We start from the raw sequence: 25158 nt of genomic DNA on the forward strand, positions 1-25158 counted from the left end.
CAGCTCAACTTGTCACCCGTGCCGCCGGTTCGCGCCACATGGCTTCCAGCGGCGGCGCGCCCTTTTCGACGTGGATCAGCTCATGGCGGCGGAACCCATGAGCGGCGTAAAAGCCGTGATTGGCCGGATTACTGTTCTCAAGATAAACGGGCATATTCGTAGCGTCGCAATGCGCCAGAACCGGGGCCAGCAGCGCCTTTCCCAGCCCCTGTCCGCGCCGATCCGGCAACGTACCGACCGTAAATAAATACCAATGTGTTTCAGGGGGATGGTGTGCCGCCATGACGTCACCGGCCAGCTTTGCCCGCCGCGCCGCCGCCGGACCGCCATACCAGGTGATCGCGGCCAGCAGTTTTGCAAGCGGTATCGCCCCAAGTCCGTCATCCGCGCCCGGCGGCAGCCACATGCTCGCACCGCCGCCATCGGTCAGCAAATGCGCTGTGCCCGCGCCGGTATAAATGGCTTGGGAAAGCGCGCGAAACGCCGCGCGCATAGCCCGGAAGTCACCGAACAGCCACTTGTTGAACGGATCGTGCCGAAACGCCTCGGCCGTCAGGTCGGCAACCATGCGCGCCTGCGAACGCTGTGCCACGCACAGGGTCTCCGGCAGGACGAGCCGGCGGGCGGCGGTCATGATCGCGCGCTCGCCAGGCCCGCTTGCACCTGCGCGACGGCGCGCCGCCAGTTCGCACGGCGGTCCTCGCGCTCGTCACCGCTGGTTCGCGGCCGGAATGTCCTGTCAACGCGGCGCATGGCTGCCTCGGCGTCCTCGAGGCTGCCGAAGAGGCCGGCACCGACCGCCGCGAGCATTGCCGCGCCCATGGCGGTGGTTTCGATGATCTCCGGCCGCTCTATCTCGACACCCAGCGCATCGGCGAGATCCTGACATAGCCAGTCATTTTTCACCATGCCGCCGTCGACCTTGACCACGCCCGGTGACACGCCGTCGGCGGCCATCGCTGTCAGCACGTCCGCCGTCTGGTTTCCCATTGACTCCAGACAGGCGCGGACGATGTGCGCGCGCCCCGTGCCTCCCGACAGGCCCGCGATCACGCCGCGGGCCTCCGGCTGCCAGTACGGCGCGCCCAAACCGGCGAAGGCGGGTACGAACATGGCCCCGCCGCTATCGGGCACCGATGCCGCGAGCGCTTCGGTCTCACCGGCGCTGCCGATCAGGCCAAGCTGGTCGCGTAGCCATTGCACCGCGCTGCCCGCCACGAAAATGCTGCCCTCCAGCGCATAGGTCGCCTGACCGCCCAGGCGCCAGCCCATGGTCGACAGCAGGCGATGTTCCGATTTTGGCGGCGTCTTTCCCGCATTCGCGATCAGGAACGCTCCCGTGCCATAGGTCGCCTTGACGCTGCCCGGCGCGAAACACCCCTGCCCGGCCGCCGCCGCCTGCTGATCGCCCGCCGCTCCGGTTACCGGAATCCGGCGCCCGGCGATCTTCGCTGTACCAAGCGTGCCCGCGCAGTCCCCTATGGCCGGCAGCAATGTCTCCGGGACACCCAGGACCGCGCATTGCCCGGCATCCCATGTGACGTCATGAAGCCGCATCAGCAATGTGCGCGCCGCATTTGATGCATCCGTTTTAAAGACTTGCCCGCCCGATAATCGGTAGCGCAGATAGCAGTCCACGGTCCCCACACGCAGCCGGCCCTGCCCGGCGGCAGTGCGGACCTCCGCCAGATGTTCAAGCGCCCAGGCGATCTTGGTTGCGGAAAAATACGGATCGAGCAGCAGCCCGGTCACGGCCTGCGTCTCCGGCTCATGCCCCGACGCCTTCAGCGCAGCGCAGATGTCGGAGGTCCTGCGGTCCTGCCAGACGATCGCGGGGGCGAGCGGCTCACCCGTCTCGCTGTCCCAGAACACCACCGTCTCGCGCTGGTTGGTGATGCCTGCACATGCGATCGTCTCGACACCCACCGCCGCCGCGACCGCTTCGGCGCAGGCGATGGTGTTCGCCCATATCTCGGCGGCGTCATGTTCGACCCAGCCTGGTTTCGGATAGCTTTGCGTCAGGGGCTTCGACGCCTCGGCCGCAATGCGGCCATCAAGCGTGAAGGCGGCGGCGCGCGTCGACGTCGTCCCCTCGTCGATCACCAGAATGTGCGGGTCACTCATGCCAACCCCCTAGCAAATGACGGCCTTCCCGCCAAAGTCCATCGGGCCGCTACTCAAGACTCCGCAAAACATGATCACGCTCCGTCATACAAGGGGCCCCGCGCGTATACGTCCTCTTAAGGCTCTCCGGCGTAAGGCTTTCCCCGGAATGGCGAGGGTTTGCGCTATGGGTGACAGGACAGACGTGACGGTCGAGGGTGTAACCGCCTGCGACTATATAAGCGAAACGGCGATCGGGCTCCTCGATGCGCTTCATGACGCCATGACGCTGGCGCGGCCCGGAAAGGACTGCTCCCGCTATGCAGACGACCTTCGCCGGCTCGGTGAAGGATCGGCTTTCGTCGCGCAGGAACTCGAGGCGATTTTGCGCAGTTCAGGCAAGGCCAGCGTCCCGGCGGACGGCAAACGCGAAACCGCGCGCCATGCCGAACGGCGCGCCAGGTCCGCCGTCAGCTAGGACGTCAGCACCTTCGCGAACAGGGCAGGGTCGACATTTCCTCCCGACAATGTCGCCAGCACGACCTGGCCCTCAACATCGATCTTGCCGGACAGCAGCGCCGCCAGCGCGGCGGCCCCGCCAGGTTCCACCACGACCTTCAGCTCGGTAAAGGCGGTTCGCATCGCCTGCGCCACATCGGCATCGCTGACCGCGACGCCCCGCGCACCGGCGCGCGACATGATGTCATATGTCAAAGGCGCGATCCGGAAGGTCTGCAGCGCGTCGCAAAGTGTCGGCCCCGCATGCGTGACGGGAACGATCGTGCCGGTTCGCAGCGATTCGCCTGCGTCATCATAGCCGGCCGGTTCGGCCAGCCACAGCGCGGCTTCGGGCAGTGCGAGCGCCAGCCCGCTGGCCAGTCCGCCGCCACCGCAGCAGGCGATGATTGCGTCCGCCGCCAGACCGAACGCTGCCAGCTGCGCGGCGCTTTCCAGACCCGCCGTTCCCTGCCCGGCGACGATATGGGGGTCGTCGAATGACGGCACCAGAATCGCGCCGCGCTCTGCGGCAAGCGCGGCGGCAATCTCCTCGCGCGGTCCGGTGATGCGGTCATAAAATATGATTTCGGCGCCGTCGGCGCGCGTTCGCTCCACCTTCAGCGGCGGCGCATCGCGCGGCATAACAATGGCGGCGGGCATTCCCAGCAGCAGGGCGGCGCGCGCCACACCCTGCGCGTGATTCCCGGACGAAAACGCAACGATTCCTGCTTCCCTCTCCTTCTCAGAAAGTGCAGACAACCGATTGTAAGCGCCGCGAAACTTGAATGATCCTGTGACCTGAAGGCATTCCGCCTTAAAGAATATGCGCGCCTTTGTGGCCGCGTCTATCGCATCCGATCTCAGGAGCGGTGTCTGCACCGCATGTCCGGCAAGGCGCGTCGCGGCGTCCCGCACATCCTCGATCCTTGGGGGGCTGGTCTCAGGCATCTTTACGCGTCCCGTTCAACTTCCTATATCGCGCACGCTGCCTCAAGGGCGAACCTCCGGCAAGGCGGCGCATGTTTACATACGCCATTGGAGGTCCCGTGCCTTGCGAAAGTACCCTAACGCACTCGGTGTAGCGGCCGCTACGCGGCCGACTTCGCCAGTAACACTTGTCCGCCCGCATGCAGCGGCACGGGCAGCCCGTTATTTTGTCGAGAATTTTCCCGGCAAGAGCATGTATGCGGTGAAGGCGAATCCGTCGCCCGACCTGCTGCGCACGCTCTGGAATGCCGGCATCACGCATTACGACGTCGCGTCGATCAACGAAGTGCGGCTGGTGCGTGCCGTTCTTCCGGATGCCACGCTGTGCTTCATGCACCCGGTGAAGGCGGCCGAGGCGATCACCGAATCCTATTTCGAACATGGCGTGCGGACATTCTCGCTGGATTGTCAGGAAGAGCTCGACAAGATCATCAGCGCCACGGGCGCGCCGGACGATCTGTGGCTGTGCGTGCGTGTCCGCGTCTCGTCGGAGCATGCCAAGCTTAGCCTCGCGTCCAAGTTCGGCGCGCGCGCCGAAGAGGTTGGCCCCCTCCTCATGGCCGCCCGCCAGGCCGCGGACGCCCTCGGCGTCTGTTTCCACGTCGGCAGTCAGGCCATGACGCCGCAGGCCTATAGCGATGCCATTCGCCTGGTCCGTACCGCCATTGTCGATGCTGGCGTGACCGTTGATGTCGTCGATGTCGGCGGCGGCTTTCCCAGCATCTATCCGGGCATGGACCCGGCCCCGCTGGCTTCTTTCTTCGAGGTGATCGACCGCGAATATGAGGATATGCCGATCAGCTATTCCGCGGAACTCTGGTGCGAGCCTGGCCGCGCATTGTGCGCTGAATATGCCAGCGTGCTGGTGCGCGTCGAGCAGCGCCGGGGCGACACGCTCTATATAAATGACGGCGCTTATGGGTCGCTGTTCGACGCCGCCCATGTGAACTGGCGCTTCCCGGTGGAGCTGGTGCGCGCGGAACCGTCGACCGATGCCGACGAGCCGTTCAGCTTCTTTGGCCCGACCTGTGACGACATTGATCACATGCCTGGTCCATTCCCGCTGCCCGCCGACGTGAAGGCGGGCGATTATATCGAGATCGGCATGCTCGGCGCTTACGGCGCGGCGATGCGCACGGCTTTTAACGGCTTTGGCGACAGCGAAACCGTCGAAGTCGAAGACGAACCGATGGCCAGCCTTTATGTGGAGGAAAGCGATGCTCTCAAGGCTGGCGACGTTGTCCCGATCTTCGGGCAGACACAATAAGGCGTGCTGACCTTTGGTATCGTACGCCCCGATGCAATACGAAGCGAAAGTCTGATTTCATGACAAACCCATCCACACCCGGCCACGTCCTTGTCATCGGCGCAGGCGGCGTTTCCTCAGTCGCGGTCCACAAGATGGCAATGAACCCCGCCATTTTCGGCAAGGTGACGCTGGCCAGCCGTACGGTTTCAAAATGCGATGCCATTGCCGCCTCGGTCAAGGAACGCACCGGTCAGACCGTCGACACGCACAGCATTGACGCCGATGACGTCGCCGCGACCACGGCCCTTATCAATCAGGTGAAGCCGGACCTGCTGGTGAACCTCGCTCTGCCCTATCAGGATCTAAACCTGATGGAGGCCTGCCTTGCGACCGGCACGCCCTATCTGGACACGGCCAATTACGAGCCTCTCGACACTGCGAAGTTCGAATATAGCCATCAATGGGCCTATCAGAAGCGGTTCGAGGAAGCCGGGCTGATGGCCGTGCTCGGCTCCGGCTTCGACCCCGGCGTCACCAGCATCTTCGCGTCTTGGGTCCGCAGGCATCACATTCCGCAGATTCGCACCATCGATATTCTCGACTGCAATGGCGGCGACCATGGGCAGGCCTTTGCGACGAACTTCAACCCGGAAATCAACATCCGCGAAGTCACCGCCCCGGCGCGGCATTTTCAGGATGGCAAATGGGTGGAAACCGCCGCCCTTTCCACAAAGCGCGCTTTCGACTTTCCAGAGGTCGGGGAACGCAACATGTATCTGATGTATCATGAGGAACTGGAAAGCCTCGTCACGCACTTTCCGGAAATCGAGCGCGCCCGCTTCTGGATGACGTTCGGCGATGCGTATCTCACCCATTTGGAAGTGCTGCAAAATGTCGGCATGACGTCAATCGAGCCGATCATGTACGAAGGCAGGGAAATCGTGCCTTTGCAGTTCCTGAAGGCCGTCCTCCCGGAACCTGCTGGCCTCGGCGCGACCACGAAGGGAAAAACCTGCATCGGCGACATCATCACGGGCAGCACCGGGGACGGCGCCGAAAAATCCGTCTACATCTATAATGTCTGCGATCATGAAGACGCGTATCGCGAGACCGGCAACCAGGCCGTCAGCTATACGACAGGTGTCCCGGCGATGATCGGCGCGGCGCTGATGCTTCAGGGCAAATGGTCAGGCGCGGGCGTCTTCAACATGGAACAGCTCGACCCCGACCCGTTCATGGACATGCTGAACGAACACGGCCTGCCCTGGCAAATGGTGGACTGGAAGCTTCCACCGATTTCCTAGCCGACAGAATCGGTAGCGCTGACGAAGCCGGGCGCGGCAGGGCCCTGCATCTCTGGCGCGACACCCCCCGCCATGAACGCGGCCATCGTCGGCCCAGCATCCGTAAGTGCGAGCATGGTGATTCTGCTTTCCTATTGCGGTGGAAATCGGCGACAATGCGCATATGCGAATTTATCGTGAAATCACTCGCCCATGGCGGATATGTCGTGTTCGGTCCGGCGCCCCGGCCCGGGTCCGGCTGACGGCCGCCGACATAGTGTGAAGTTGGTGTGAAGCCAGGGAAGGAAGATAGGCGGAAATGACGGATCTGATGTCGACAAAAGCGGGTGGCCCCGGCGCCTTTGCCGATTTCGACCTTTTACGTGTCGATACGCCCGCCTTTGTGGTGGACACCGCGGCGCTTCGCCGAAATCTTCAGATCCTTGCCGACATCAAGGCGCGTTCCGGCGCGAAGATCCTGCTCGCGCTGAAGGCGTTCAGCATGTGGGAAACGGCGCCGGTCACTCAGGCCGTTCTCGACGGCACATGCGCGTCGGGCCTTTGGGAGGCGCGGCTGGCGGCAGAACATTATGCGGGCCACCTTGAGACCTATTGTCCCGCATTCAAGGCTGGGGACCTGCCGGAAATCGCGCGGCTGTCGGACACTATCGTGTTCAATACCCCGTCGCAGCATCTCCGCTTTCGCGACCTCCTCGCGCAAACGGGCGAGACCTTCGACGTCGGGCTGAGGATCAATCCGGAACATTCGACCGGCGAGGTGGCGAAATATGATCCCGCCGGTCCGGGGAGCAGGCTTGGCTTTCCCGTCAGCCAGCTGCGGGAGGAACATCTGTCGGGCGTGCACGGCCTCCATATACACAGCCTGTGCGAGCAGGGTCTTGAACCGCTCGCGGAAACATGGGCAGCCCTTGAATCGCATATCGGGCCGTTTCTGCACAGGCTGGCATGGCTGAACCTCGGCGGCGGGCACCACATCACACGTGCGGACTATGACCGCGACGGCCTCGTTCGCCTGCTTCGCGGTATCGCCGACAAATATGATGTGCAGCTGTGGCTGGAACCCGGCGAAGCGGTCGCGCTGGATGCGGGAATCCTGGCGGGTCAGGTCCTCGACACGTTCCGGAATGACGAAACGAATATCGCGATCACCGACATCAGCGCGACCTGCCATATGCCCGACGTTATCGAGGCTCCCTACCGGCCTGCCATGCTCGGCGAAGCGGCCGGCGGCGAACAATTCCGGCTGGGCGGCCCATCCTGTCTGGCCGGTGATGTCATCGGCGATTATGCGTTTGCCGCGCTTCCGAAACCCGGCACGCGCTTCGCGTTTCTCGATCAGGCGCATTACTCAATGGTGAAAACGACCACATTCAACGGTGTCCCGCTGCCATCGATCTGGCTGTGGGATTCCGATACCGACACGCTCAGGAAGGTTCGCGAATTCGGCTGGCAAGAATTCGCAGGACGGCTTTCCTAGCAGTCCGGTTCGGGGGCATCCTTGCGCGTTGCCGTCGATTCAAACTCCCCCGGCGTCAGCGTTTCGGTCGCGTCGCAGTCAGAGGCGTCGAAGCGCGCACGCTGTTTGACAGAATATTCTATGAAATCAATGACTCCGTCGCCATTGCTGTCCATTCGGTCGAAGCTCTTCTGCCGCGATTGCAGATATTCCGCTTTCGCGACCACACCGTCCCTGTCCTTGTCACTGCGGGCAAAGCGCCGTTGCTCTCGCAGGACCGGGTCCGCCTTTGGCGCCGGTTCAGGCGGCGCGGCGACGCGGCATTGCGGTACGGCCGGACATGAGGCCGGTGCGGCTGGACCCGGAACGACCGGCGGCGGCGCAGCGGCAAAGTCGGCAGGCGCATCCGCCTCCCTCATCAGCGCGAAAGCGGCAAGCGCAATGAGGGCCAGGATCGCCGTCAGGACAAGTATCGTTCGCAGCGTCATTACGCGCCCCTTCCCGTCAGGATGTGCCATGTCATCATCCACTGCCTGCGGGTCGGCGAGCGGTGCGCATTCCGGCTCGCCAGCGCCGCGGCGCCGACGATCCGCGCGGCCGTCTTCTCACCCAGCAGCGGCTGGGCGGCGGCGCGCAGTGCTGGCCACACCGTACCGCCATCCATCCCTTCGACCCGGTCCATATGCGCCTCGGCCAGTGCGCTCCAATATTTATAATGGGCCGCCGGAATTCTGCGCCGAATGTCCGCGAGCAAAGGCTCGCCCCGCACCTCTCCCGCCGCCAGCGCCGCCAATTGGTCACGCCACCATGCCAGCCTGATCAGCGCAGGGTACACATCCTCTCCCCGGGCCTCTATCTGACCAAGCCTCAGATCATATGCGTTCAGCAGCAGGAAAGCGTCACGGGTCTCCGGCGGCGCGAAAAGGGATGCGAAATAGCGGTCCGGTGACTGTCTACCGACGCTTTTCGCCAGGTTGGTCTGCCGTCCTTCGCTCATCCCATTTCCCTAACCGCTGATTCAGCACGCTCTTTAACCGCATTTGCGAAACATATCTTAATTTTGGCCGCGTAGGTCGGCGTTTCGAATTCCGTGCGCGGTCACATTCAAGGGGCCCGTGCAAAAGAAGGGGCGAGAAAAGCGATGCAAGGGCCAATGGCATCCAAACCAGCACAACAGGGTATCTTGCGCAGACTGGTTCGCGACGAACGCGGCAATGCGATGATCATCGTCGTCGCCAGCGTATTTCCCTTGCTGGGCGCTATTGGCGGCGGCATCGACATGACGCGCGGCTATATGGCCGAAGCGCGCCTGGCCCAGACGTGCGACGCCGCCGCCCTCGCCGGTCGCAAGCTTCTTCAGGACGGCGTGACCCCTTCAATGGGTGCCGATGATATCGGGTCCCGGGAAATCGACAAGTTCGTGGATTACAATTTCGCCGACGGCCTGTTCGACGCCGAAACGGTAGACTGGGAGAGCGAGGTCGATGCCACATCAGGGGAACTAACGCTCACACTCAACACGTCGGTCCCAACCACACTGCTAAATATTGTCAATATCCAAAGCCTGCCCATCAGTCTGGAATGCAAGTCGATCCGGTCCGGCAATAATGTCGACGTTGTCCTGGTTCTCGATACGACTGGGTCGATGATTTGGGATCTGGACCGCGATGAAGGCAATGCCAATGAGCGCCTGAAGGAAATGCAAAAGGCGACCCTTAGCTTTCTCGGTGTCATGGATACCCTGCGCGGACAGCTAAATGCCGCAGGGCTTCGCGTTCGTGTCGCCTTGGTTCCGTACAGCCATACGGTGAATATCGGCAAGCACCTGATCGCTGAAAATGCCGATTACGTCGATACGCAGTGGCAGCAATACGCCAGAGAAAGACGACCAATTCGCTGCGAATCGTCGAATAACTACTGCTATTCAGGGAACAACGTCTATGATCAAGAATGGTACGAATATAGCAGTTTTGGCAAGCGCACTGTTGATCTGAGCGGGTTCGTGCAGCGCGGAATAGCCGCAGAAAGTCCAGGCGCCTATGATTGGCGGGGCTGCGTTGAAATGCGGACGACGGTCGATACGATCGACACCGCCGACTCTTATGTGAGTATGCCCCAAGGCGCTTGGGATATTATCGACCAGGCACCCGGTGCGGCCGCGCCGAAATGGCAGCCATATTTCAACGCGCCAGATCGCGATGCCTATGGATCCAATGCAAGATACTCATGGCCGACGTCCGGCGGCGTCAATTCGGCAGCCGCGGCGGACCCAGCATTTGCGAAACCAACGGATAATGATTTCACAGGCGAAGTCATTTATCGGCACAAGTATCGCGAAGAAGGTCCTAAACCAGTATACTCAGAAGCCACGGGGACATCTAAGGCGTCCACGGGACCCAATCGCGCTTGTGGCCAAGAAGTTGTTCTTCTGGAAGAACTTAGTACCGAGGACCTGACAGAAAAAGTCAACGCGCTTGAGCCCGATGGGGGTACATATCACCACATCGGCCTATACTGGGCGCTCACGCTCCTCAGCAATAAACTCCCTTTTGAGAACACCGATACGTGGATCGAGCCGGGAGAAGGCGGGACAGCCAGACCAGTAGCGAAATATATCGTGTTTCTGACCGACGGCACGATGGACACGTCGGGGCGGGAATATACCGCATATGGCCTGGAGTATGAATCCGACTACAATAATGATGTCCGCAGCGATACCAATTCTAATACGGGATCGCGTCATCGCGCCCGTTTTCGCTATCTGTGCGAGAACGCGAAACAGCAAGGTATACAGATTCATACAGTCGCATTCACCAGCAGCGTGGGTGCCACCGACCGCACCTCTCTTGAAAAATGCGCAACCACGGAAGATGATTTTTACCTCGCCAATAGTGGTGAGGAAGGTGAGCTGGAAGATGTGTTTGAACGGATCGGCCGAAACATCGGCTATCTGCGGGTCTCGAAATGAGCGGCCTGTTCAAGCGTGCGGCCGGCGATGATCGCGGCAGCTACATTGTCGAGTTTGCGGTTCTCGCATTACCGATGATGACCATGCTGCTCGGCATGATCGAAGTCGGCTATTATTCCTATGCCAAATCCCGCACCGAAGGCGTGCTGAGAGAGGTTTCGCGCCTTTCGGCGACGGGTTTTTTCATCACGGAAGAGGAAACCGTCGATGAAGATGATGGCGATGGCGACGGTGAGGAAGACGAGGATGCCCCTCAGACATCCCTCGAGCTCATCACCGAATATATCGCTGCCGAGATCAACACGATCCCGGGTGCCGAGTTCGATGTCGATGTCCGATCCTATCAGGATTTTCAGGATATCGGCAATCCCGAGCCAATCGTGTCGGATGCAGACCCTCTTGGCGGAGCACCCGGCATCGGCGACTGCTTCGTCGATGTCACGGGCGATGGTGAGTGGACGGAGGATATCCCCGGCATTGACGGTGTCGGCGGCTCTGAAGACATTGTCTATTTCGGCCTCGCCGTGCGTTATAAACCGCTTTTTGGCCTGTCGCGTACCTTCGCGGGTGATGAACTCGTCATCGATCTCAACGCCGGTATCAAGAACGAGCCGTTCGCCAATGCCGCCAATTATGCGAGGGCGACAGTATGTATCGAGGAGTAGTCGGCAGGCTTGCCGCGAAGCTGGGCTGGGCAAGACGCCTGGGGCGCCGCGCCCGAAACGACGAAAGCGGCGTGGCGTTCATGGAATTCGCGCTCACCCTGCCCTTCCTGACAATGTCGTTTCTCGGCGGTGTCGAACTCGTCAATCTGACGGTCAAGCATCAGCAAATGAGCCGGATCGCCACAACGACGGCGGACCTTGCGGCGCGATTCCGTTCGTCAATCGACGAAACCGACGTGGAAACGCTCTTTCTTGGCGCGCGCCTCGCGCTCAAAGACGCCGAATTCGACGAACGTGGACGCGTCATCTTATCGGCGATTACCGCATTCCAGCCCGATGGTGACGGGAACTCCAATGGACACCAGATCCGCTGGCAGCGCTGCGACGGTGACTATGATATTGTCAGCACCATCGGCGGCGAAGGCTGGGGGGTCGACGAAGAGGGCGAACCAACGGGCGAGATTCCCCTTGTGCACGGCATGGAGGTTCTCTGGCCAAACACGGTGATGTTCGCCGAAGTGACCTATGTCTATGAGCCGATCTTCGGCGCGGGTGGATTTCTTTCGGATATTTCCGAGGTTTTCGAGGAACGTGAAATTAGCTACCGCGCCGCGTTTATCGCCCGCGAACTCTCGCTGCAGACGATTACCAACACTACAAACATACCCGAGCCCGACCTCTCCACGTGCCCGCAGCCGATTCGCGGCGAACTTGGGGAGGGCTAGGGAAACCGCCTGACAGATGGCACGGCGCTCAAGGAAAGCGTCCGGCGCCATCGGCCAGACTTTTGAATGTACGCGCGGGCAATAAACTAGCGCGTGAGTTTTCTGTAGGTCATCCGGCTTGGCCGGTCCGCCGCATCGCCGAGGCGTCGGCGCTTATCTTCCTCATAAGCCTCGAAATTGCCCTCGAACCATTCCACGTGGCTGTCGCCCTCGAAAGCCAGAATATGCGTAGCCAGACGATCTAGGAAAAAACGGTCATGGGAAATAACGACGGCACAGCCCGCGAAATTCTCAAGAGCATCTTCCAGCGCACGCAGCGTTTCAACATCGAGGTCGTTCGTCGGTTCGTCGAGCAGCAGCACATTGCCACCCTTTTTGAGCATCTTGGCGATGTGGACCCGGTTACGTTCGCCGCCCGATAGCTGTCCGACGACTTTCTGCTGATCGCTGCCCTTGAAGTTGAAAGCTCCGACATAGGCCCGGGTCGAAATTTTCTGTTTGCCGAATTCAAAATAATCCATCTCGTCTGACACTTCCTGCCAGACATTCTTCTTTGGATCGAGGTGATCCCGGCTCTGGTCCACATAGCCCAGATGCACGGTGTCGCCGATTTCGATCTTGCCGCTATCAGGTTGTTCCTGACCGGTGATCATCTTGAATAATGTCGACTTACCCGCGCCATTGGGGCCGATCACACCGACAATGCCGCCGCGCGGCAGGATGAAGTCCAGGTTTTCGAACAGCAGCTTGTCGCCGTACGCCTTGGAAAGGCCCCTCGCCTCGATAACCTTGCCACCAAGACGCTCGGGATTCTGAATAAGGATCTCCGCGGCGCCGATTTTCCGGTTTTCCTGGCTGGCCACAAGGTCATCGAAGCGGTTGATACGCGCCTTCGATTTCGATTGACGGCCTTTCGCGGATTTCTTGATCCACTCCAGCTCTTCCTTGATGGCCTTTTGCTTGCCTTCGTCTTCGCGGCCTTCCTGGTCCAGGCGCTTCGCCTTCTGTTCCAGATAGCCGGAATAGTTCGCTTCGTAGATATAATAGCGACCACGATCCAGCTCGAGCACCCAGCTGACCACATTGTCCAGAAAATAGCGGTCATGGGTGACCAGGATGACATTGCCGGCATAGTCGACCAGATGCTTCTCCAGCCAGGCGACACTTTCCGCATCAAGATGGTTCGTCGGCTCGTCGAGCAGCAGAATGTCCGGCTTTTGCAGCAGCAGGCGGCAAAGCGCGACGCGGCGTTTCTCACCGCCCGACAGATTTTCGACGCCGCTATCGGCGGGCGGACAGCGCAGCGCTTCCATCGCGATATTCAGCGTGGTGTCGAGATTCCAGCCATCCGCGGCATCGATCTCTTCCTGAAGCGTGCCCATCTCGGCCAGCAGCGCGTCGAAATCGACGTCGTCGGGCGGATCGCCCATAAGCGTCGAAATTTCATTGAAGCGGGCCACCTTATCAGCAACGCCGCCCATTCCGTCCATGACGTTCTCTTTGACCGTTTTGGTCGAGTCGAGCTCTGGCTCCTGTTCCAGATAGCCAACGGTGATATTCTCGCCGGCCCACGCCTCACCGACGAAATCCTTATCGCGCCCCGCCATGATTTTCATCAGCGTGGATTTGCCGGTACCGTTCGGCCCAACAATGGCGATTTTCGTTCCCGGATAGAATTGCAGCGTCAAATTGCTGAAAACAGGCTTTGGCTGACCAGGGTAGGTCTTGGTCAGCTCTTTCATAACAAAGGAATATTGGCCCGCGCTCACTGGCTCAGCTCCGTATCTTAAAGGGAAGTGCGATGCGCCGCAGATAAGGACTGACGGAACCGAGAGCAAGGTGAGCCGGATACCAGCTTGTAATGAATCTTGCATGAACGTGATGGGCTGCTAATGAAGCGGCGCGGTACGGATGGCGAGTTGTGCCTACCCGGCCGAGTAAACGTGCCGAGGGAGGCATATTTTTTGGCGAAACAGACCAGCCCAATTCGGTGCCAAGGTTTTTAAGTCCAACCCCCTTCCGCAACGAATCCCATCAGGAAGCCGGAACCAATATCAATCCACGACCGTTCGGTTTCTGATAAATAAGGAGAGTATCAATGAAGAAGTTCGCAATTGCATTCACCGGTATGAGCGCCCTCGCCCTTGCTGCATGTGGCCCTCAGGAAGCTGCTGAAGACGTGGCTGAAGAGAAGCTGGAAGCGCAGGAAGACATCCTCGAAGAGGAAGCTGATCTTGCTGACGAGCTGGGCATGGAAGCCGAGAGCGACCAGCTCGACGCAGAAGCAGATGCCATGGGCGAAATGGCTGATGACGTCGACGGCACGAACCTTGTCGACGATTCAGGCCTGACGGAAGACGGCGGCAACACCGAAATGTAATTTCGGTTCGATGCCTGTCGAATGATGGAAAGGGCGTTCCGGAAACGGGACGCCCTTTTCTTTTCGCCGATATGGCTGTGCATTGCGAAGCGATCTGCTGAAGGACCCAAATCATGCCTACCGAGATGTTGAGATTTCCCAGTGCGAAAGGTCATGAGCTTGGCGGTACGCTTGTCCAGGCTGAGGGTGAATGGGTAGATGCGCCGCGCGCGACCGCGCTATTCGCCCATTGTTTTACATGCACAATGAAAAGCCATGCCGCCGTTCGGTTATCCCGCGCGCTCGCCCAGCAGGGTGTTCAGGTTTTGCGGTTTGATTTCACCGGCCTTGGAGAGTCCGAAGGTGCATTCGCCAGAAGCGGCTTTGCGGCAAACGTCAATGATGTCGTCTCCGCGAGCGAAGCCCTTTCCGCTGGCGGTCATGCCCCCGCCCTTCTTATTGGACATAGCCTTGGCGGTGCCGCCGTGCTGGCAGCGGCCAGCAGGATTCCGAGCGCGCGCGCCGTGGTCACTCTCGGCGCGCCATATGAGGTCGATCATGTTCTCGACCAGCTTGGCGATAGTCTGAAGCGAATCGAAAAAGATGGTTCCGCACAGGTGGAAATTGGCGGTCGACCATTCGAGGTTAGCAGGGAATTTCTGGATGGCACGCGGGGACAGGGACAACGGAGCCGCATCGAAACCCTGCGCCGCGCGCTCCTCGTCATGCATTCACCAACCGACCAGATCGTCGGAATTGAGCATGCGGCAAAGATATTCACCGCTGCGAAGCATCCGAAAAGCTATGTTTCCCTCGACGATGCAGATCATTTGCTGACGCGTGCCGCTGACACCGAATATGCCGCGGGCGTCATAACCGCATGGTTGCAGCGATATGTAGACTTACCGCGCGAGTGACGGCAGGCACGCCGCGAACGTCATTCCTGAAAGGCTCTGTCATGTCCATCCGCATCCTTGTGACCGGTTCAACACGCGGTATTGGCGCAGCCATTGTGAACGCACTGCCGGATGCGAACACCATCATGCACGGCACACGCGACGATAAGGGGACGATCGGCGTTGATTTCGAGGCGCCGGACGGCGCAGCGACATTGTGGCGCCGCGCGCTCGACGCCGCAGGGGGGCAGATCGATGTGCTGGTCAACAATGCCGGGCTGTTCAGCCCCGTCCCGATTGACAGCGAGCCGGACGACTGGTCCGATGGCTGGCGACGAAGCCTTTCGATCAACCTGCAGGCGCCTGCGGATCTGTGCCGACTGGCCGTCAATCACTGGCGGGAGCGCGGCGTGGGCGGACGGATCGTGAATATAGCGAGCCGGGCTGCATATCGCGGCGATGGGATCGATTATGGCCATTACGCCGCGGCGAAGGCAGGACTCGTGGGGCTCTCAAAGACGCTCGCACGCGGCCTGGCGGCAGAAGGCATTCTCGTCTTTACGGTCACGCCAGGCTATGTGATGACAGGAATGGCGGATGACTATCTGGCATCACGCGGCGGCGATGATCTTCTCGCCGACATTCCCCTTGGCCGCGTCGCGCAGCCAGAGGAAGTGGCGTCAATTGTCCGCTATCTTGTCATGGAAGCACCAGCCTCCATGACAGGCGCCGTCATTGACGTGAACGGCGCCAGCTTTGTCAGATAATAAGGCGCTTAAGCGCGCCAGGCGTGAAACAGCGGCATGGCGCGTGTGGCGCGCACGACGGTACGGCGGACATTGCGGCTACGGAGGCCCAGGAACATCGCGGGGCGGGAGGACTTGGTCTGGATCGACATGATGCTATCCCTTCATAAGATGAACCGCCGAGGCCTGCGGGGAGTGGGGGAGTAGGCCCCGGCGGTCTGCGCATCATATGCGGCAAGTCGACACCGATAAGTAGGCGACAAAAATCGCTGGCAGCCATGCATTGAACGCATGGCTTTCGTTAACTATTTCAGTTAAGACGTTTTTAAGACACTTTCATGTCAGTCGGCGGTGTCCCACGAAATTGGCGAGAGCCGAAGGCGATCAATCGCGCATCATGGTGACCATCTGCTTGCGATAGCCGTTCACGAAGCAGGATTCGACCCGTACAGGCTCTTCGGTACAGGTGAGGCGCATATTCCGTTTCACCATTTCCTCAACCAGCGTCGTCAGCTGCAGTTCGGCAAGCCGCGCACCGACACAGCGATGAATCCCATAGCCAAAGGCAATCTGGCGGCGGGCATTCTCACGATCGGCAATGAACTTATCGCCGTCCTTGAACATGTCTTCATCGCGATTGGCTGACGCGTACCACATGATGACCTTGTCGCCTTTACGGATCAGCTTCCCGTTCAGCTCATAATCTTCCGTTGCCGTACGGCGCATATGGGCGAGCGGCGTCTGCCAGCGGATGAGTTCCTGAACGGCCGTCTTGACGATTTTTGATCCCTCGCCTTCACCGCGCACCTTGTCCCACTCTTCCGGCCATTGATGCATGGTACGCGCAATGCCCGTCATGGAATTGCGGGTCGTGTCATTGCCGCCGACGATCAGCAGGATCAGATTGCCGATGAACATCTGCTCGGGCATATCACTCATGGCAGGCGATGCCTGCATCATCGAAATCAGGTCCCGGCCCGGAGGTTGCTGCTTTTTCATTTCCCACAGACCGGCGAAATACATGCCCATTTCATACATCTTGTTCATGCGCTCTTTGCTGAAGCCCTCATCCTTCGCGGCATTGATATCGCCGGCATAGTCGGACCATTCCGTCAGCTTTCTGCGGTCGGCCCAGGGAAAGTCGAACAGCAGCGCGAGCATGCCAGTGGTAAGTTCGATGGACACCCGGTCGACCCAGTCGAACGCCTCATTGATGGGCAGGCCGTCGAGTACTTCGGCCGTCCGGGCGCGGATTTCCGGCTCCATGAAATTCATTTCGGACGGCGTGAATTTCGGAGCGACCGTCCGGCGCTGCGGGGTATGTTCGGGCGGATCCATGGCGATGAACATGGGCATCGGCTCCGCGTCGGCAAATTCCTCGACGCGGTCCGCGATCGTGATGCCGCTATATTCCCAGGACGATGAGAAAATTTTCGGAAGCGCTTCGATTTCCACGATGTCCTTATATTTCGTCGCCGACCAGTAGGCGCCAAACTCGCTGTCCTCGGTATAGTGCAGCGGATCGGTAGCGCGCATTTTCGCGAACAGATCCGGCCAACTCCGCTGGGTCCAGTGGATGTTCGCCGACGGATCGAACGTCGGCATATCGGTCTTCACCTGTGTGGCCATTGCAAATCTCTCCCAAGTTCAATCAGAGCATCACTCAGTTTGCGATCAATTGCAAACCCCTGCATTAGAGAGGAATGCCAGGATTGATTGCACTCGAGGTCCCCGAATTGGCCGCCGTCGCAGAGGAGGATGGCCTGCTGTTCGCTGTCCGTCTCAATCGCGAGGGCGGCGGTACGCTGCTTCATTGGAAAGACGTCCTGACATGGACGCCCGCTGACGGGCCGCTCTGGTTGCACGTCGATGCCAGCTCGCGGCGCGTGCGCGAATGGCTGGACCATGATAGCGGCCTGACCCCGATTACCATCGAGGCCCTGCTCGATCCCAGGCCGCGTCCGCGGGTGTTTCAGGGCAAGAACGGCTATGTGACGATCCTGCGCGGTATAAATCTGAATGAGGGGGCCGATCCCGAAGACATGGTGTCCCTTCGCCTCTGGTCTGACGGTGTCCGCCTGATCAGCTTGCGGCAGGAATATCTGAAGACACCGCGTTTCGTCCTTGATGACGTCCTGCGCGCCGGCGCAGGCCCGGTGGACGCACCTGCGCTTTATGAACGGATGATCAGCAAGCTCATCGATTTCCTTGGTGTCGCTATCGAGGAATATGAAACACGGATCGAGGATATCGAGCAGCGGATCGACAAAGGTGACATTGACGCGCTTCGTTCCGACGTGTCGGAATTGCGGCAAAATCTCGTTTCCATGCGCCGTTACATGGCACCCCAGGTCGGCGCACTGCAACGCCTCACCGCATTGCCGCCGGAATGGCTCGCGCCGCATGAAGCACTGCTGCTGCGAGAGAGCGCCGACCAGTTCGAACGCTATCTGGAAGACCTGGATGAATTTCGTGAGCGCGCCATCGTTGCCAAGGACGACATCGTCAATCGTCAGAGTGAACGCATGAACCAGACAATGTATGTATTGTCGATTGTGGCGGCGATTTTCCTGCCGCTCGGCTTCCTGACAGGGCTGTTCGGGATCAATGTCGGCGGTATGCCCGGCGTCGATGATGATATGGGGTTCTGGATCGTCACCATTTCCATGGGGCTCATCATAGCCGCGGAATTATGGATATTCAGAAGGCTTGGCTGGCTCTAGGCTAGCAGATCAGCAGGTCAGCAGACCGGCCTGAAGCTTTCCGCCTGCGCCATCTGCCAGTGCCGCGCATATCGCGTCGCGCCGGGTTCCGCCAGCAGCTGGCCGGTTTCCAGAAACTCGTAGATCATGTCGACGGACTTCATCTGCGACGGGTTCAGCCGCATGCGCAGGTGAAATGGCCGGAAATCAGTGTGCTCGCGAATCCCCGAGGCCACCATGATATCCCTGAGCGATTTCACCGTTTTGGCGTGAAAGTTCGCCACGCGGGGGGCCTTGTCGGCGATCACCAGCCCGCGCTGGCGCGCTGCCGATGTGGTCGCAACGGCGCTTGGGCATTTGCCAGTGTGACAATGCTGCGCCTGTACGCAGCCCAGGGAGAACATGAACGCGCGCGCGGCGTTGCACCAATCCGCGCCAATCGCGAAATTCATGGCAAGCCCGGCGGCGCTGTGCACCTTCCCCGAGGCAACCAGGCGGATGTCGTCCTTTAGGCCGCAGCCGACCAGGGCGTTGCGTGTCATGATCAGCCCCTCGCGCAGCGGCATGCCTACACGGTCCGACATTTCCTGCGGCGCGGCACCGGTACCGCCTTCGCCGCCATCGACGACGATAAAATCCGGACGGATGCCGGTTTCCAGCATGGCCTTGCACAGCGCGAACAGCTCATGCGGGTACCCGACGCAGAATTTGATCCCGGCGGGCTTGCCGCCGGACAGGTCGCGCATCTTCGCCAAGAACTCCAAAAGCCCGATTGGCGTCGTAAAAGCGCTATGTGCGGCGGGTGACAGAACGTCCTGCTGTTCAGGGACACCGCGAATGTCGGCGATCTCCTTCGTCACCTTCGCGCCTGGAAGCATGCCGCCTTTTCCCGGTTTCGCGCCCTGCGATAATTTCAGCTCGACCATCTTCACCTGATCGTCCTGCGCCTTGTCGCGGAACCGTTCGGGGTCGAAAGCGCCGTCCGGCGTTCGCGCCCCGAAATAACCGGTGCCCAATTCCCAGACGAGGTCTCCCCCCTGCCGGTGATAGGGACTGATGCCGCCTTCCCCGGTATCGTGGTAGAATCCGCCCGCTTTCGCGCCAAGGTTGAGCGCCGTGATCGCATGTGCGCCAAGAGAGCCATAGCTCATGGCGGAAATGTTCAGACAGCTTGCCGAATAGGGCCGCTTGCACTGGGCATTGCCCACCATGACCCGCGGGTCATGAACGGCGTGAATTTCCGGTGACATGGAGTGCGAGAGCCATTCGAAATCCGCACCGTAAACGTCAAGCTCGGTCCCGAAGGGCTGCGCATCCGTCTGCCGCTTCGCCCGGGCATAGACCAGCGCGCGCTGGTCGCGACTGAACGGCATGCCTTCATGATCGCCTTCGACTATGTAGGAACGAAGAAACGGTCGCAAGTCTTCGAAAAACCAGCGAAAGCGCGCTGTGAATGGATAAAGGCGCCGCAGCGTATGCTTGGTTTGAAAGAGATCGAAAATGGCGATCAGAAAGGGCGGCACCGTCAACAGCAGCAGGCCAAGCAGCGGCGCCCAATATCGCGCCGCCAGCACGATGGCGACGCTCAGAATCGGGGGAAACCACAAGAACATGTTGCGCGCGATCGGATCGTCACCGCTTAGCAGATGGTCTTTCGTATCGGTATAATCGCGTGTTTTCATATGCGCGCTGGTCCTTTCAGGTCTGAACGACCGGCGATGTCCGAAAGGTCCGCCCGCGAAATCATGCGCCCGCCACGATACCAAGCCATGCGGCCTCGTCGATAATTTCAATACCGAGGCTTTCCGCTTTTTTGAGCTTCGAACCGGCCCCCGGACCAGCGATCAGCAAATCTGTTTTGGAAGAGACCGACCCGGATACTTTGGCACCCAATCTTTCCGCCTGCGCCTTGGCTTCATCGCGGGACACATCCTCCAGCTTTCCGGTAAACACCAGCGTTTTTCCTGAGACCGAAGATGCCACCGATTCAAATATTTCTGGCTGCACGTTCATTGACGCCATGACGTCATCCACGGTGTCCCGGTTGTGCGCCTCCGCCCAGAAATCGGTCAGCGCCGCCGCGATTTCGGGTCCAATTCCCGCAATGCCAATTTCGGCGGCGAGCGCTTCATTGGCACGTTTTTGCGCCTTCTCTTCCGTTTCACCCAGTTGCGGCTGAAACGCGGCGCGATGTGCGACCAGCTTGTCCAGCTGCGTCCTCAGCGTCCCCCAGTCCGCATATGCGCGCGCCAGATCACGGGCCGTGATTTCGCCAACATGACGAATGCCGAGGCCAAAAAGAACGCGCGACAAGGCGACCGCTCTGCTGCTTTCGATGCTCGCCACCAAATTGGCAGCCGACTGCGCCCCCCAACCCTCAAGCGCGGCGATATCCGCCTGGCGATCCACCAGACGGAAGATATCGCCCGGTCCCTCAAGCCAGCCTTTCTCGAAAAACAGCCGGATCGACTGTTCGCCGAGACCGTCAATATCGACCGCGCGGCGCTGGACGAAATGTTTCAACCGCTCGACGCGCTGCGCTTCGCAGGTCAGTCCCCCTGTGCAGCGGCGATCGACTTCGCCGGGTTCCCGTACCGCGAGCGCGTGGCAAATGGGGCAGGTTTCAAGCGGTTCGAACCTTGGGCGCCGCGCATGATCATCAGGGTCAGATACCTGCGCCAGGACCTGCGGAATGACGTCACCGGCGCGCTGCAATTCCACGCGATCTCCGACTCTTACGTCCAGACGTTCAATCTCGTCCTCATTATGCAGCGTCGCGTTGGTGACGACGACGCCGCCAACCGTGACCGGCTGCAGCCGCGCGACAGGCGTCAGCTTACCCGTGCGCCCGACCTGGATATCTATGCCCAGCAGGCGCGTAACGGCCCGCTCGGCCGGGAATTTATGGGCGACGGCCCAGCGCGGCGCACGGCCGACACTGCCCATCCGCTGCTGCCAGTCCAATCGGTCGACCTTGTAGACAATGCCGTCAATATCATATGGCATGTCACCACGCTCGCGCTGGATCTGGTGATAAAATTCCAGGATCGCGGCGGCATCACCATGCCTGCGCTCAGTCGTCTGAAAACCCATACTGGCCAGCCATTGCATCGCGTCCGACTGGGTTTCCAATTCCAGTTCGGATATGTCTCCCCAGCCATATGCATAGAATCTAAGCGGCCGACCCGCCGTTATCGCGGGGTCCTGCTGACGCAGCGAGCCCGCGGCGGAATTGCGCGGATTGGCGAATATCTTCCCGCCCGCCGCGATCTGCCGCTCGTTCAGCGCGGCGAAATCAGCCTTCGACATATAGACCTCGCCGCGCACCTCAAGGACAGCGGGGGCATCCGGCAGTGTCTCGGGAATGTCCTCAACGGTTCGCAAATTGGCTGTGACATCCTCCCCAACGCGGCCATCGCCGCGCGTCGCGCCGCGCACCAATATGCCATCTTCATATCGCAGAGATACGGCCAGCCCATCGATCTTGGGCTCGGCAAGCAGGTTGATCTCTTCATCGTCAGCCAGGGACAGGAAACGCCGCACGCGCGCGATGAATTCCGTCACGTCCTCATCGGAAAACGCATTGTCGAGCGACAGCATCGGCTGCGCGTGCGTTACCTTTTCAAATGACGAGGACGGCGCTGCCCCGACCTCTTCCGTAACAGACCCGGCCGCGAGGGCAGGCCATGCCGCCTCCAGCGCCAGCGCACGCCTGACCTTGGCATCATATTCGCCGTCGGTCAGTATCGGTGCCGCATCGCGGTACGCGAGATTCGCCGTCTTTATCTCGGCCGTCAGCGCTGCATGTTCCGCATGTGCAGCGGCTTCCTTATCGGCGCTCATGGCTGCATCCTGGCGAACTGTAGGTAAACGGGCATGACTTCATCCCAGGACGAAGTTCCAGGCGCGATCATATTGAAATGCCCTGCATTCTCCATCGCGATCAGCGTGACGTCATCGCCGTTGGCGCGTACCGCAGCGGCATAGTCCGCGCCCTGCCCATGCGGCATGATGACAGAGGCGACGACCAGCTGCCGCACACCGGATGGCAGCAGCGCGACGGGCGACCCCTGCGCATAGCGGCCAGGCTGCTCATCCGGCAGACCGCCCATCACGCCCGCAATGCCGTCCGTGCCGCAGATCGCGGCCGCGGCGTCACGGCCCCGCGCCAGATCGCCGGGGCCATCGATCGCAACGGCCGCCTGCACGCGCAGCGGGTCGCCGTCGCGGATCTCGCTATCCTGCGGCAATCTGTGGCGGGCCGCCGCAAACAGCGCGGCATGTGCCCCTGCCGAATGACCGAATACCGACACCCGGTCGAGGTCGAGCGGATAATCCTGCGCCAAAATGCGGACATGATCCACCGCCCTGCCCCAGTCTAGGAACGTCCCCGGCCAGCCGGCACCCTCATCGCCCAGCTGGCGGTAACTGACATTCCACGTCGCAATGCCCTCAGCCGTCAGCGCCGCCGCGAGCGGTGCCATATATTCCTGTGTGGCACCAATGGCCCTTGTCCAGCACCCGCCATGGATCACCACCGCGATTGGAAAGGGGCCATCGCCATCCGGCAGGCGCAGCTCTCCCATCTGCATGGGCGCGTCGCCGTACGCGATTACCGCATCGGGCTCCGTGCGCGGCATGATGCGCACATCCTCATGTCCCAGCATTGTGGACATTGTCTCTCCAACCGGGTCCGGCAAATGTGCGGCATCGCAAGCCGCGACGAGTCCCGTCAGTGCGGCGGCCAGCAGGATCGGCTTCACATCGGCTCCCCATTCTTGATCAGTTTCCGCTTAGCAGTCTTGCCGCCTGTGCGCGTGCTTCTTCGGTGACTTCGGCCGCGGACAGCATGCGGGCGATCTCTTCCTGCCGCTCTCCGGCGCTCAGCGGGACAACGCTGGTCCGCGTGCCCGCATCGACCTGCCGCTTGGAAATCCGGAAATGTGCGTCACCCCGCGCCGCGACCTGCGGCGAGTGTGTGACGACAAGCACCTGACCGTCGCCGGCCAGACGTGCCAGGCGGTCGCCAATCGCACTTGCGGTCGCGCCGCCGACGCCCCGGTCGATCTCGTCGAAGATCATGGTTCCGGCATCGCCCGACGCCGCCAGGGCGACTTTCAGCGCCAGCAGGAACCGCGACAGCTCACCGCCGGAAGCAATCTTGATCAGCGCTCCAAAATCGGATCCGGGATTGGTGGAGATTTCAAACTGCACCTCGTCCGCACCATCGGCGCCCTGCGCATTCCGCGGCAGAGACGAGATCACGGTCCGGAATTTTGCGGCGTCCAGCTTCAGTGGCGGCAGCTCCGCTGCCACGGCGGCATCCAGCCCCTTGGCCGCTGTCGTCCGCGCGGCTGTGAGCGCCGCCGCCGCCTTCACATAGGCCGCTTCAGCGTCACGGAGCTCGGTTTCCAAAATGGCGAGATTTGCGTCGCCTTCATTCAGCGCCATGCGGCGTTCCGTCAGCGAGACAAGGAAATCGCCCAGCGCTTCGGGCGCGACATTGTGCTTTCGCGCCAGTGCCCGCAGCTCGAACAGCCGCTCCTCGGCATCATCCAGCCGGTTTTCATCATAGGCCATCTCTTCGGCGGCGCGGCGCAAATGGGTCTCCACATCATCGGTTTCCACCAATGCGCGGTCGAGTGCACCGAGCGCCTCAGCCAGCGATTCATGCACGTCTGAAATCCGTTCCAGCCGCCGCGCGACACCGCGAAGTCCGGCCAGCGCGCCCTTGGAACCGCTCAGTTCCTTATCGATCGTCGACAGATCCTCGGCAATCTTCTGCCCGGCGAGCATGTCCGCACGCTCTTTCGCCAGTTCGGTCTCTTCACCGGCGACGGGGCCAAAGGCCTCGATTTCATCAATGGCATGGTCCAGCCATTCGCGGTCTTCGGCGGCGCGGGCGATCCGCGCCTGCAACTCGGAAAGCTGTTTGCGGGCAGTTTTCAGCGCCGCATGTGCGCTGCGCACCTTCTCCTTCGGCGCGTCAAGGCCGCCATATAGATCCAGCAGGTCGCGATGGCCCCGCGCGTCCAGCAGGCCGCGTTCATCATGCTGTCCGTGAATTTCCGTCAGCGCACTGCCGATATCCCGCAGCAGCGCCGCCGATACCGGCTGGTCATTAACCCATGCCCGGCTACCGCCGTCGGCCTTCACGACCCGGCGCAGGACCAGTTCATCTTCTCCGACATCGATATCCTGAGCCTGAAGCAGACGGCGTGATACATGATCAGGCCCGGCGGAAAATGTCGCGGACACCTGCGCGCGGTCCTGGCCCGCCCGGACAAGACCGCTATCCGCCCGCGCGCCAAGGGTCAGGCCGAGCGAATCCAGCAGGATCGACTTGCCCGCGCCGGTCTCCCCGGTCAGCACCGTAAGGCCGCTGGCGAAATCAAGATCCAGAGTCTCGATCAGCAAAACGTCATTGATGGTCAGCGCCGTCAGCATGCGGGCGGTCTAGACCAGAACAAAGTGGCAACCAATAGCGGAAATGGGCCTCC

At 60.9% G+C, this 25158-nt stretch carries 23 protein-coding genes; 11 read left to right on the forward strand and 12 right to left on the reverse strand.

What is annotated here, in order from left to right; translation table 11 throughout:
- Window positions 1–4 precede the first annotated feature (4 nt).
- The gene (locus KCG44_RS07990; RefSeq protein WP_218445438.1) at window positions 5–634 is read right to left on the reverse strand and encodes a GNAT family N-acetyltransferase; all 630 of its coding nucleotides are present in this window, start codon (window positions 632–634) and stop codon (window positions 5–7) included.
- Window positions 631–2124: a glycerol kinase GlpK gene (glpK, locus tag KCG44_RS07995; RefSeq protein ID WP_218445440.1), complete on the reverse strand. Its 1494-nt coding sequence runs from the start codon at window positions 2122–2124 to the stop codon at window positions 631–633. Before glpK ends, KCG44_RS07990 begins: the two co-directional genes overlap by 4 nt.
- Window positions 2125–2290: 166 nt before the next feature.
- Between glpK and KCG44_RS08000 the strand changes: the two genes are divergently transcribed.
- Window positions 2291–2581 carry a hypothetical protein gene (locus tag KCG44_RS08000; RefSeq protein WP_218445442.1) on the forward strand — a complete coding sequence of 97 codons (291 nt, stop codon included), beginning with the start codon at window positions 2291–2293 and terminating at the stop codon, window positions 2579–2581.
- Here KCG44_RS08000 and KCG44_RS08005 read toward each other — a convergent pair.
- Window positions 2578–3549, reverse strand: coding sequence for a threonine ammonia-lyase (locus KCG44_RS08005; protein WP_218445444.1), 972 nt, complete (start codon window positions 3547–3549; stop codon window positions 2578–2580). The genes KCG44_RS08000 and KCG44_RS08005 overlap by 4 nt on opposite strands.
- Before the next feature lie 103 nt (window positions 3550–3652).
- On the opposite strand from KCG44_RS08005, the gene KCG44_RS08010 reads away from it, so the two are divergent.
- The 3 genes from KCG44_RS08010 (at window position 3653) to KCG44_RS08020 (ending at window position 7618) form a co-directional block, all read left to right on the forward strand.
- On the forward strand, window positions 3653–4855 hold the full coding sequence (locus tag KCG44_RS08010; RefSeq protein ID WP_218445447.1) for a type III PLP-dependent enzyme domain-containing protein: 1203 nt from the start codon (window positions 3653–3655) through the stop codon (window positions 4853–4855).
- 59 nt (window positions 4856–4914) lie between these two features.
- The gene (locus KCG44_RS08015) at window positions 4915–6141 is read left to right on the forward strand and encodes a saccharopine dehydrogenase family protein (RefSeq protein ID WP_218445448.1); all 1227 of its coding nucleotides are present in this window, start codon (window positions 4915–4917) and stop codon (window positions 6139–6141) included.
- Between the two features lie 310 nt (window positions 6142–6451).
- Window positions 6452–7618: a carboxynorspermidine decarboxylase gene (locus KCG44_RS08020; protein ID WP_218445450.1), complete on the forward strand. Its 1167-nt coding sequence runs from the start codon at window positions 6452–6454 to the stop codon at window positions 7616–7618.
- On the opposite strand, the gene KCG44_RS08025 is transcribed toward KCG44_RS08020, so the two are convergent.
- Together KCG44_RS08025 and KCG44_RS08030 are read right to left on the reverse strand one after the other, a co-directional pair.
- Window positions 7615–8115 carry an EF-hand domain-containing protein gene (locus KCG44_RS08025; protein WP_218445452.1) on the reverse strand — a complete coding sequence of 167 codons (501 nt, stop codon included), beginning with the start codon at window positions 8113–8115 and terminating at the stop codon, window positions 7615–7617. The genes KCG44_RS08020 and KCG44_RS08025 overlap by 4 nt on opposite strands.
- Window positions 8085–8594, reverse strand: a complete 510-nt coding sequence (locus tag KCG44_RS08030; protein ID WP_218445454.1) for a squalene/phytoene synthase family protein — start codon at window positions 8592–8594, stop codon at window positions 8085–8087. The genes KCG44_RS08025 and KCG44_RS08030 overlap by 31 nt, the downstream gene beginning before the upstream one ends.
- Window positions 8595–8750: 156 nt before the next feature.
- Between KCG44_RS08030 and KCG44_RS08035 the strand changes: the two genes are divergently transcribed.
- From KCG44_RS08035 to KCG44_RS08045, 3 genes are read left to right on the forward strand one after another with little or no spacing between them, the layout of a single operon-like run.
- Entirely contained in the window at window positions 8751–10565 is a 1815-nt protein-coding gene (locus tag KCG44_RS08035) for a TadE/TadG family type IV pilus assembly protein (protein WP_218445457.1), read from the forward strand.
- Window positions 10562–11230, forward strand: a complete 669-nt coding sequence (locus KCG44_RS08040) for a TadE/TadG family type IV pilus assembly protein (protein ID WP_218445459.1) — start codon at window positions 10562–10564, stop codon at window positions 11228–11230. Before KCG44_RS08035 ends, KCG44_RS08040 begins: the two co-directional genes overlap by 4 nt.
- Window positions 11215–11955: a TadE/TadG family type IV pilus assembly protein gene (locus tag KCG44_RS08045; RefSeq protein ID WP_218445461.1), complete on the forward strand. Its 741-nt coding sequence runs from the start codon at window positions 11215–11217 to the stop codon at window positions 11953–11955. Before KCG44_RS08040 ends, KCG44_RS08045 begins: the two co-directional genes overlap by 16 nt.
- 86 nt (window positions 11956–12041) lie before the next feature.
- On the opposite strand, the gene ettA is transcribed toward KCG44_RS08045, so the two are convergent.
- Entirely contained in the window at window positions 12042–13724 is a 1683-nt protein-coding gene (ettA, locus tag KCG44_RS08050; protein WP_369411947.1) for an energy-dependent translational throttle protein EttA, read from the reverse strand.
- A gap of 329 nt (window positions 13725–14053) precedes the next feature.
- On the opposite strand from ettA, the gene KCG44_RS08055 reads away from it, so the two are divergent.
- The 3 genes from KCG44_RS08055 to KCG44_RS08065 all read left to right on the forward strand — a co-directional run bounded on the left by KCG44_RS08055 (window position 14054) and on the right by KCG44_RS08065 (window position 15977).
- Complete coding sequence (locus KCG44_RS08055) at window positions 14054–14335, forward strand: hypothetical protein (protein WP_218445465.1); 282 nt, start codon at window positions 14054–14056, stop codon at window positions 14333–14335.
- A gap of 113 nt (window positions 14336–14448) precedes the next feature.
- Window positions 14449–15231, forward strand: coding sequence for an alpha/beta hydrolase family protein (locus KCG44_RS08060; protein WP_218445467.1), 783 nt, complete (start codon window positions 14449–14451; stop codon window positions 15229–15231).
- Window positions 15232–15272: 41 nt separating this feature from the next.
- A complete protein-coding gene (locus tag KCG44_RS08065; RefSeq protein ID WP_218445469.1) occupies window positions 15273–15977 on the forward strand; it encodes an SDR family NAD(P)-dependent oxidoreductase in 705 nt (234 codons plus the stop codon).
- An 8-nt stretch (window positions 15978–15985) separates the two neighbouring features.
- On the opposite strand, the gene KCG44_RS14395 is transcribed toward KCG44_RS08065, so the two are convergent.
- Together KCG44_RS14395 and KCG44_RS08070 are read right to left on the reverse strand one after the other, a co-directional pair.
- Window positions 15986–16108, reverse strand: a complete 123-nt coding sequence (locus tag KCG44_RS14395) for a hypothetical protein (protein WP_255536398.1) — start codon at window positions 16106–16108, stop codon at window positions 15986–15988.
- A gap of 232 nt (window positions 16109–16340) precedes the next feature.
- Entirely contained in the window at window positions 16341–17585 is a 1245-nt protein-coding gene (locus KCG44_RS08070) for a cytochrome P450 (protein WP_218445471.1), read from the reverse strand.
- A gap of 83 nt (window positions 17586–17668) precedes the next feature.
- Here KCG44_RS08070 and KCG44_RS08075 point away from each other — a divergent pair, with 83 nt between their 5' ends.
- On the forward strand, window positions 17669–18679 hold the full coding sequence (locus tag KCG44_RS08075) for a zinc transporter ZntB (RefSeq protein ID WP_218445472.1): 1011 nt from the start codon (window positions 17669–17671) through the stop codon (window positions 18677–18679).
- 17 nt (window positions 18680–18696) lie between these two features.
- Here KCG44_RS08075 and KCG44_RS08080 read toward each other — a convergent pair whose 3' ends face one another.
- From KCG44_RS08080 to recN, 4 genes are all read right to left on the reverse strand, one after another.
- Window positions 18697–20340 carry an FMN-binding glutamate synthase family protein gene (locus tag KCG44_RS08080; RefSeq protein WP_218445475.1) on the reverse strand — a complete coding sequence of 548 codons (1644 nt, stop codon included), beginning with the start codon at window positions 20338–20340 and terminating at the stop codon, window positions 18697–18699.
- A 61-nt stretch (window positions 20341–20401) separates the two neighbouring features.
- Window positions 20402–22501 (reverse strand): NAD-dependent DNA ligase LigA, encoded by a 2100-nt coding sequence (gene ligA, locus KCG44_RS08085; RefSeq protein WP_218445477.1) that lies wholly within the window; start codon window positions 22499–22501, stop codon window positions 20402–20404.
- Complete coding sequence (locus KCG44_RS08090; protein ID WP_369411948.1) at window positions 22498–23421, reverse strand: alpha/beta hydrolase family protein; 924 nt, start codon at window positions 23419–23421, stop codon at window positions 22498–22500. The genes ligA and KCG44_RS08090 overlap by 4 nt, the downstream gene beginning before the upstream one ends.
- Window positions 23422–23440: 19 nt before the next feature.
- Window positions 23441–25105, reverse strand: coding sequence for a DNA repair protein RecN (recN, locus tag KCG44_RS08095; protein ID WP_218445478.1), 1665 nt, complete (start codon window positions 25103–25105; stop codon window positions 23441–23443).
- Window positions 25106–25158 lie beyond the last annotated feature (53 nt).

It is taken from the genome of Pacificimonas pallii (assembly GCF_019204005.1).
In the GTDB taxonomy this organism is placed as follows: Bacteria; Pseudomonadota; Alphaproteobacteria; order Sphingomonadales; family Sphingomonadaceae; genus Pacificimonas; species Pacificimonas pallii.

Coding starts and splice junctions, on each gene's coding strand:
- KCG44_RS07990 (WP_218445438.1), bottom strand. CDS start 634: ATGACCGCCGCCCGCCGGCTCGTCCTGCCGGAGACCCTGTGCGTGGCA.
- glpK (WP_218445440.1), bottom strand. CDS start 2,124: ATGAGTGACCCGCACATTCTGGTGATCGACGAGGGGACGACGTCGACG.
- KCG44_RS08000 (WP_218445442.1), top strand. CDS start 2,291: ATGGGTGACAGGACAGACGTGACGGTCGAGGGTGTAACCGCCTGCGAC.
- KCG44_RS08005 (WP_218445444.1), bottom strand. CDS start 3,549: ATGCCTGAGACCAGCCCCCCAAGGATCGAGGATGTGCGGGACGCCGCG.
- KCG44_RS08015 (WP_218445448.1), top strand. CDS start 4,915: ATGACAAACCCATCCACACCCGGCCACGTCCTTGTCATCGGCGCAGGC.
- KCG44_RS08020 (WP_218445450.1), top strand. CDS start 6,452: ATGTCGACAAAAGCGGGTGGCCCCGGCGCCTTTGCCGATTTCGACCTT.
- KCG44_RS08025 (WP_218445452.1), bottom strand. CDS start 8,115: ATGGCACATCCTGACGGGAAGGGGCGCGTAATGACGCTGCGAACGATA.
- KCG44_RS08030 (WP_218445454.1), bottom strand. CDS start 8,594: ATGAGCGAAGGACGGCAGACCAACCTGGCGAAAAGCGTCGGTAGACAG.
- KCG44_RS08035 (WP_218445457.1), top strand. CDS start 8,751: ATGGCATCCAAACCAGCACAACAGGGTATCTTGCGCAGACTGGTTCGC.
- KCG44_RS08040 (WP_218445459.1), top strand. CDS start 10,562: ATGAGCGGCCTGTTCAAGCGTGCGGCCGGCGATGATCGCGGCAGCTAC.
- KCG44_RS08045 (WP_218445461.1), top strand. CDS start 11,215: ATGTATCGAGGAGTAGTCGGCAGGCTTGCCGCGAAGCTGGGCTGGGCA.
- KCG44_RS08055 (WP_218445465.1), top strand. CDS start 14,054: ATGAAGAAGTTCGCAATTGCATTCACCGGTATGAGCGCCCTCGCCCTT.
- KCG44_RS08060 (WP_218445467.1), top strand. CDS start 14,449: ATGCCTACCGAGATGTTGAGATTTCCCAGTGCGAAAGGTCATGAGCTT.
- KCG44_RS08065 (WP_218445469.1), top strand. CDS start 15,273: ATGTCCATCCGCATCCTTGTGACCGGTTCAACACGCGGTATTGGCGCA.
- KCG44_RS14395 (WP_255536398.1), bottom strand. CDS start 16,108: ATGTCGATCCAGACCAAGTCCTCCCGCCCCGCGATGTTCCTGGGCCTC.
- KCG44_RS08070 (WP_218445471.1), bottom strand. CDS start 17,585: ATGGCCACACAGGTGAAGACCGATATGCCGACGTTCGATCCGTCGGCG.
- KCG44_RS08080 (WP_218445475.1), bottom strand. CDS start 20,340: ATGAAAACACGCGATTATACCGATACGAAAGACCATCTGCTAAGCGGT.
- ligA (WP_218445477.1), bottom strand. CDS start 22,501: ATGAGCGCCGATAAGGAAGCCGCTGCACATGCGGAACATGCAGCGCTG.
- recN (WP_218445478.1), bottom strand. CDS start 25,105: ATGCTGACGGCGCTGACCATCAATGACGTTTTGCTGATCGAGACTCTG.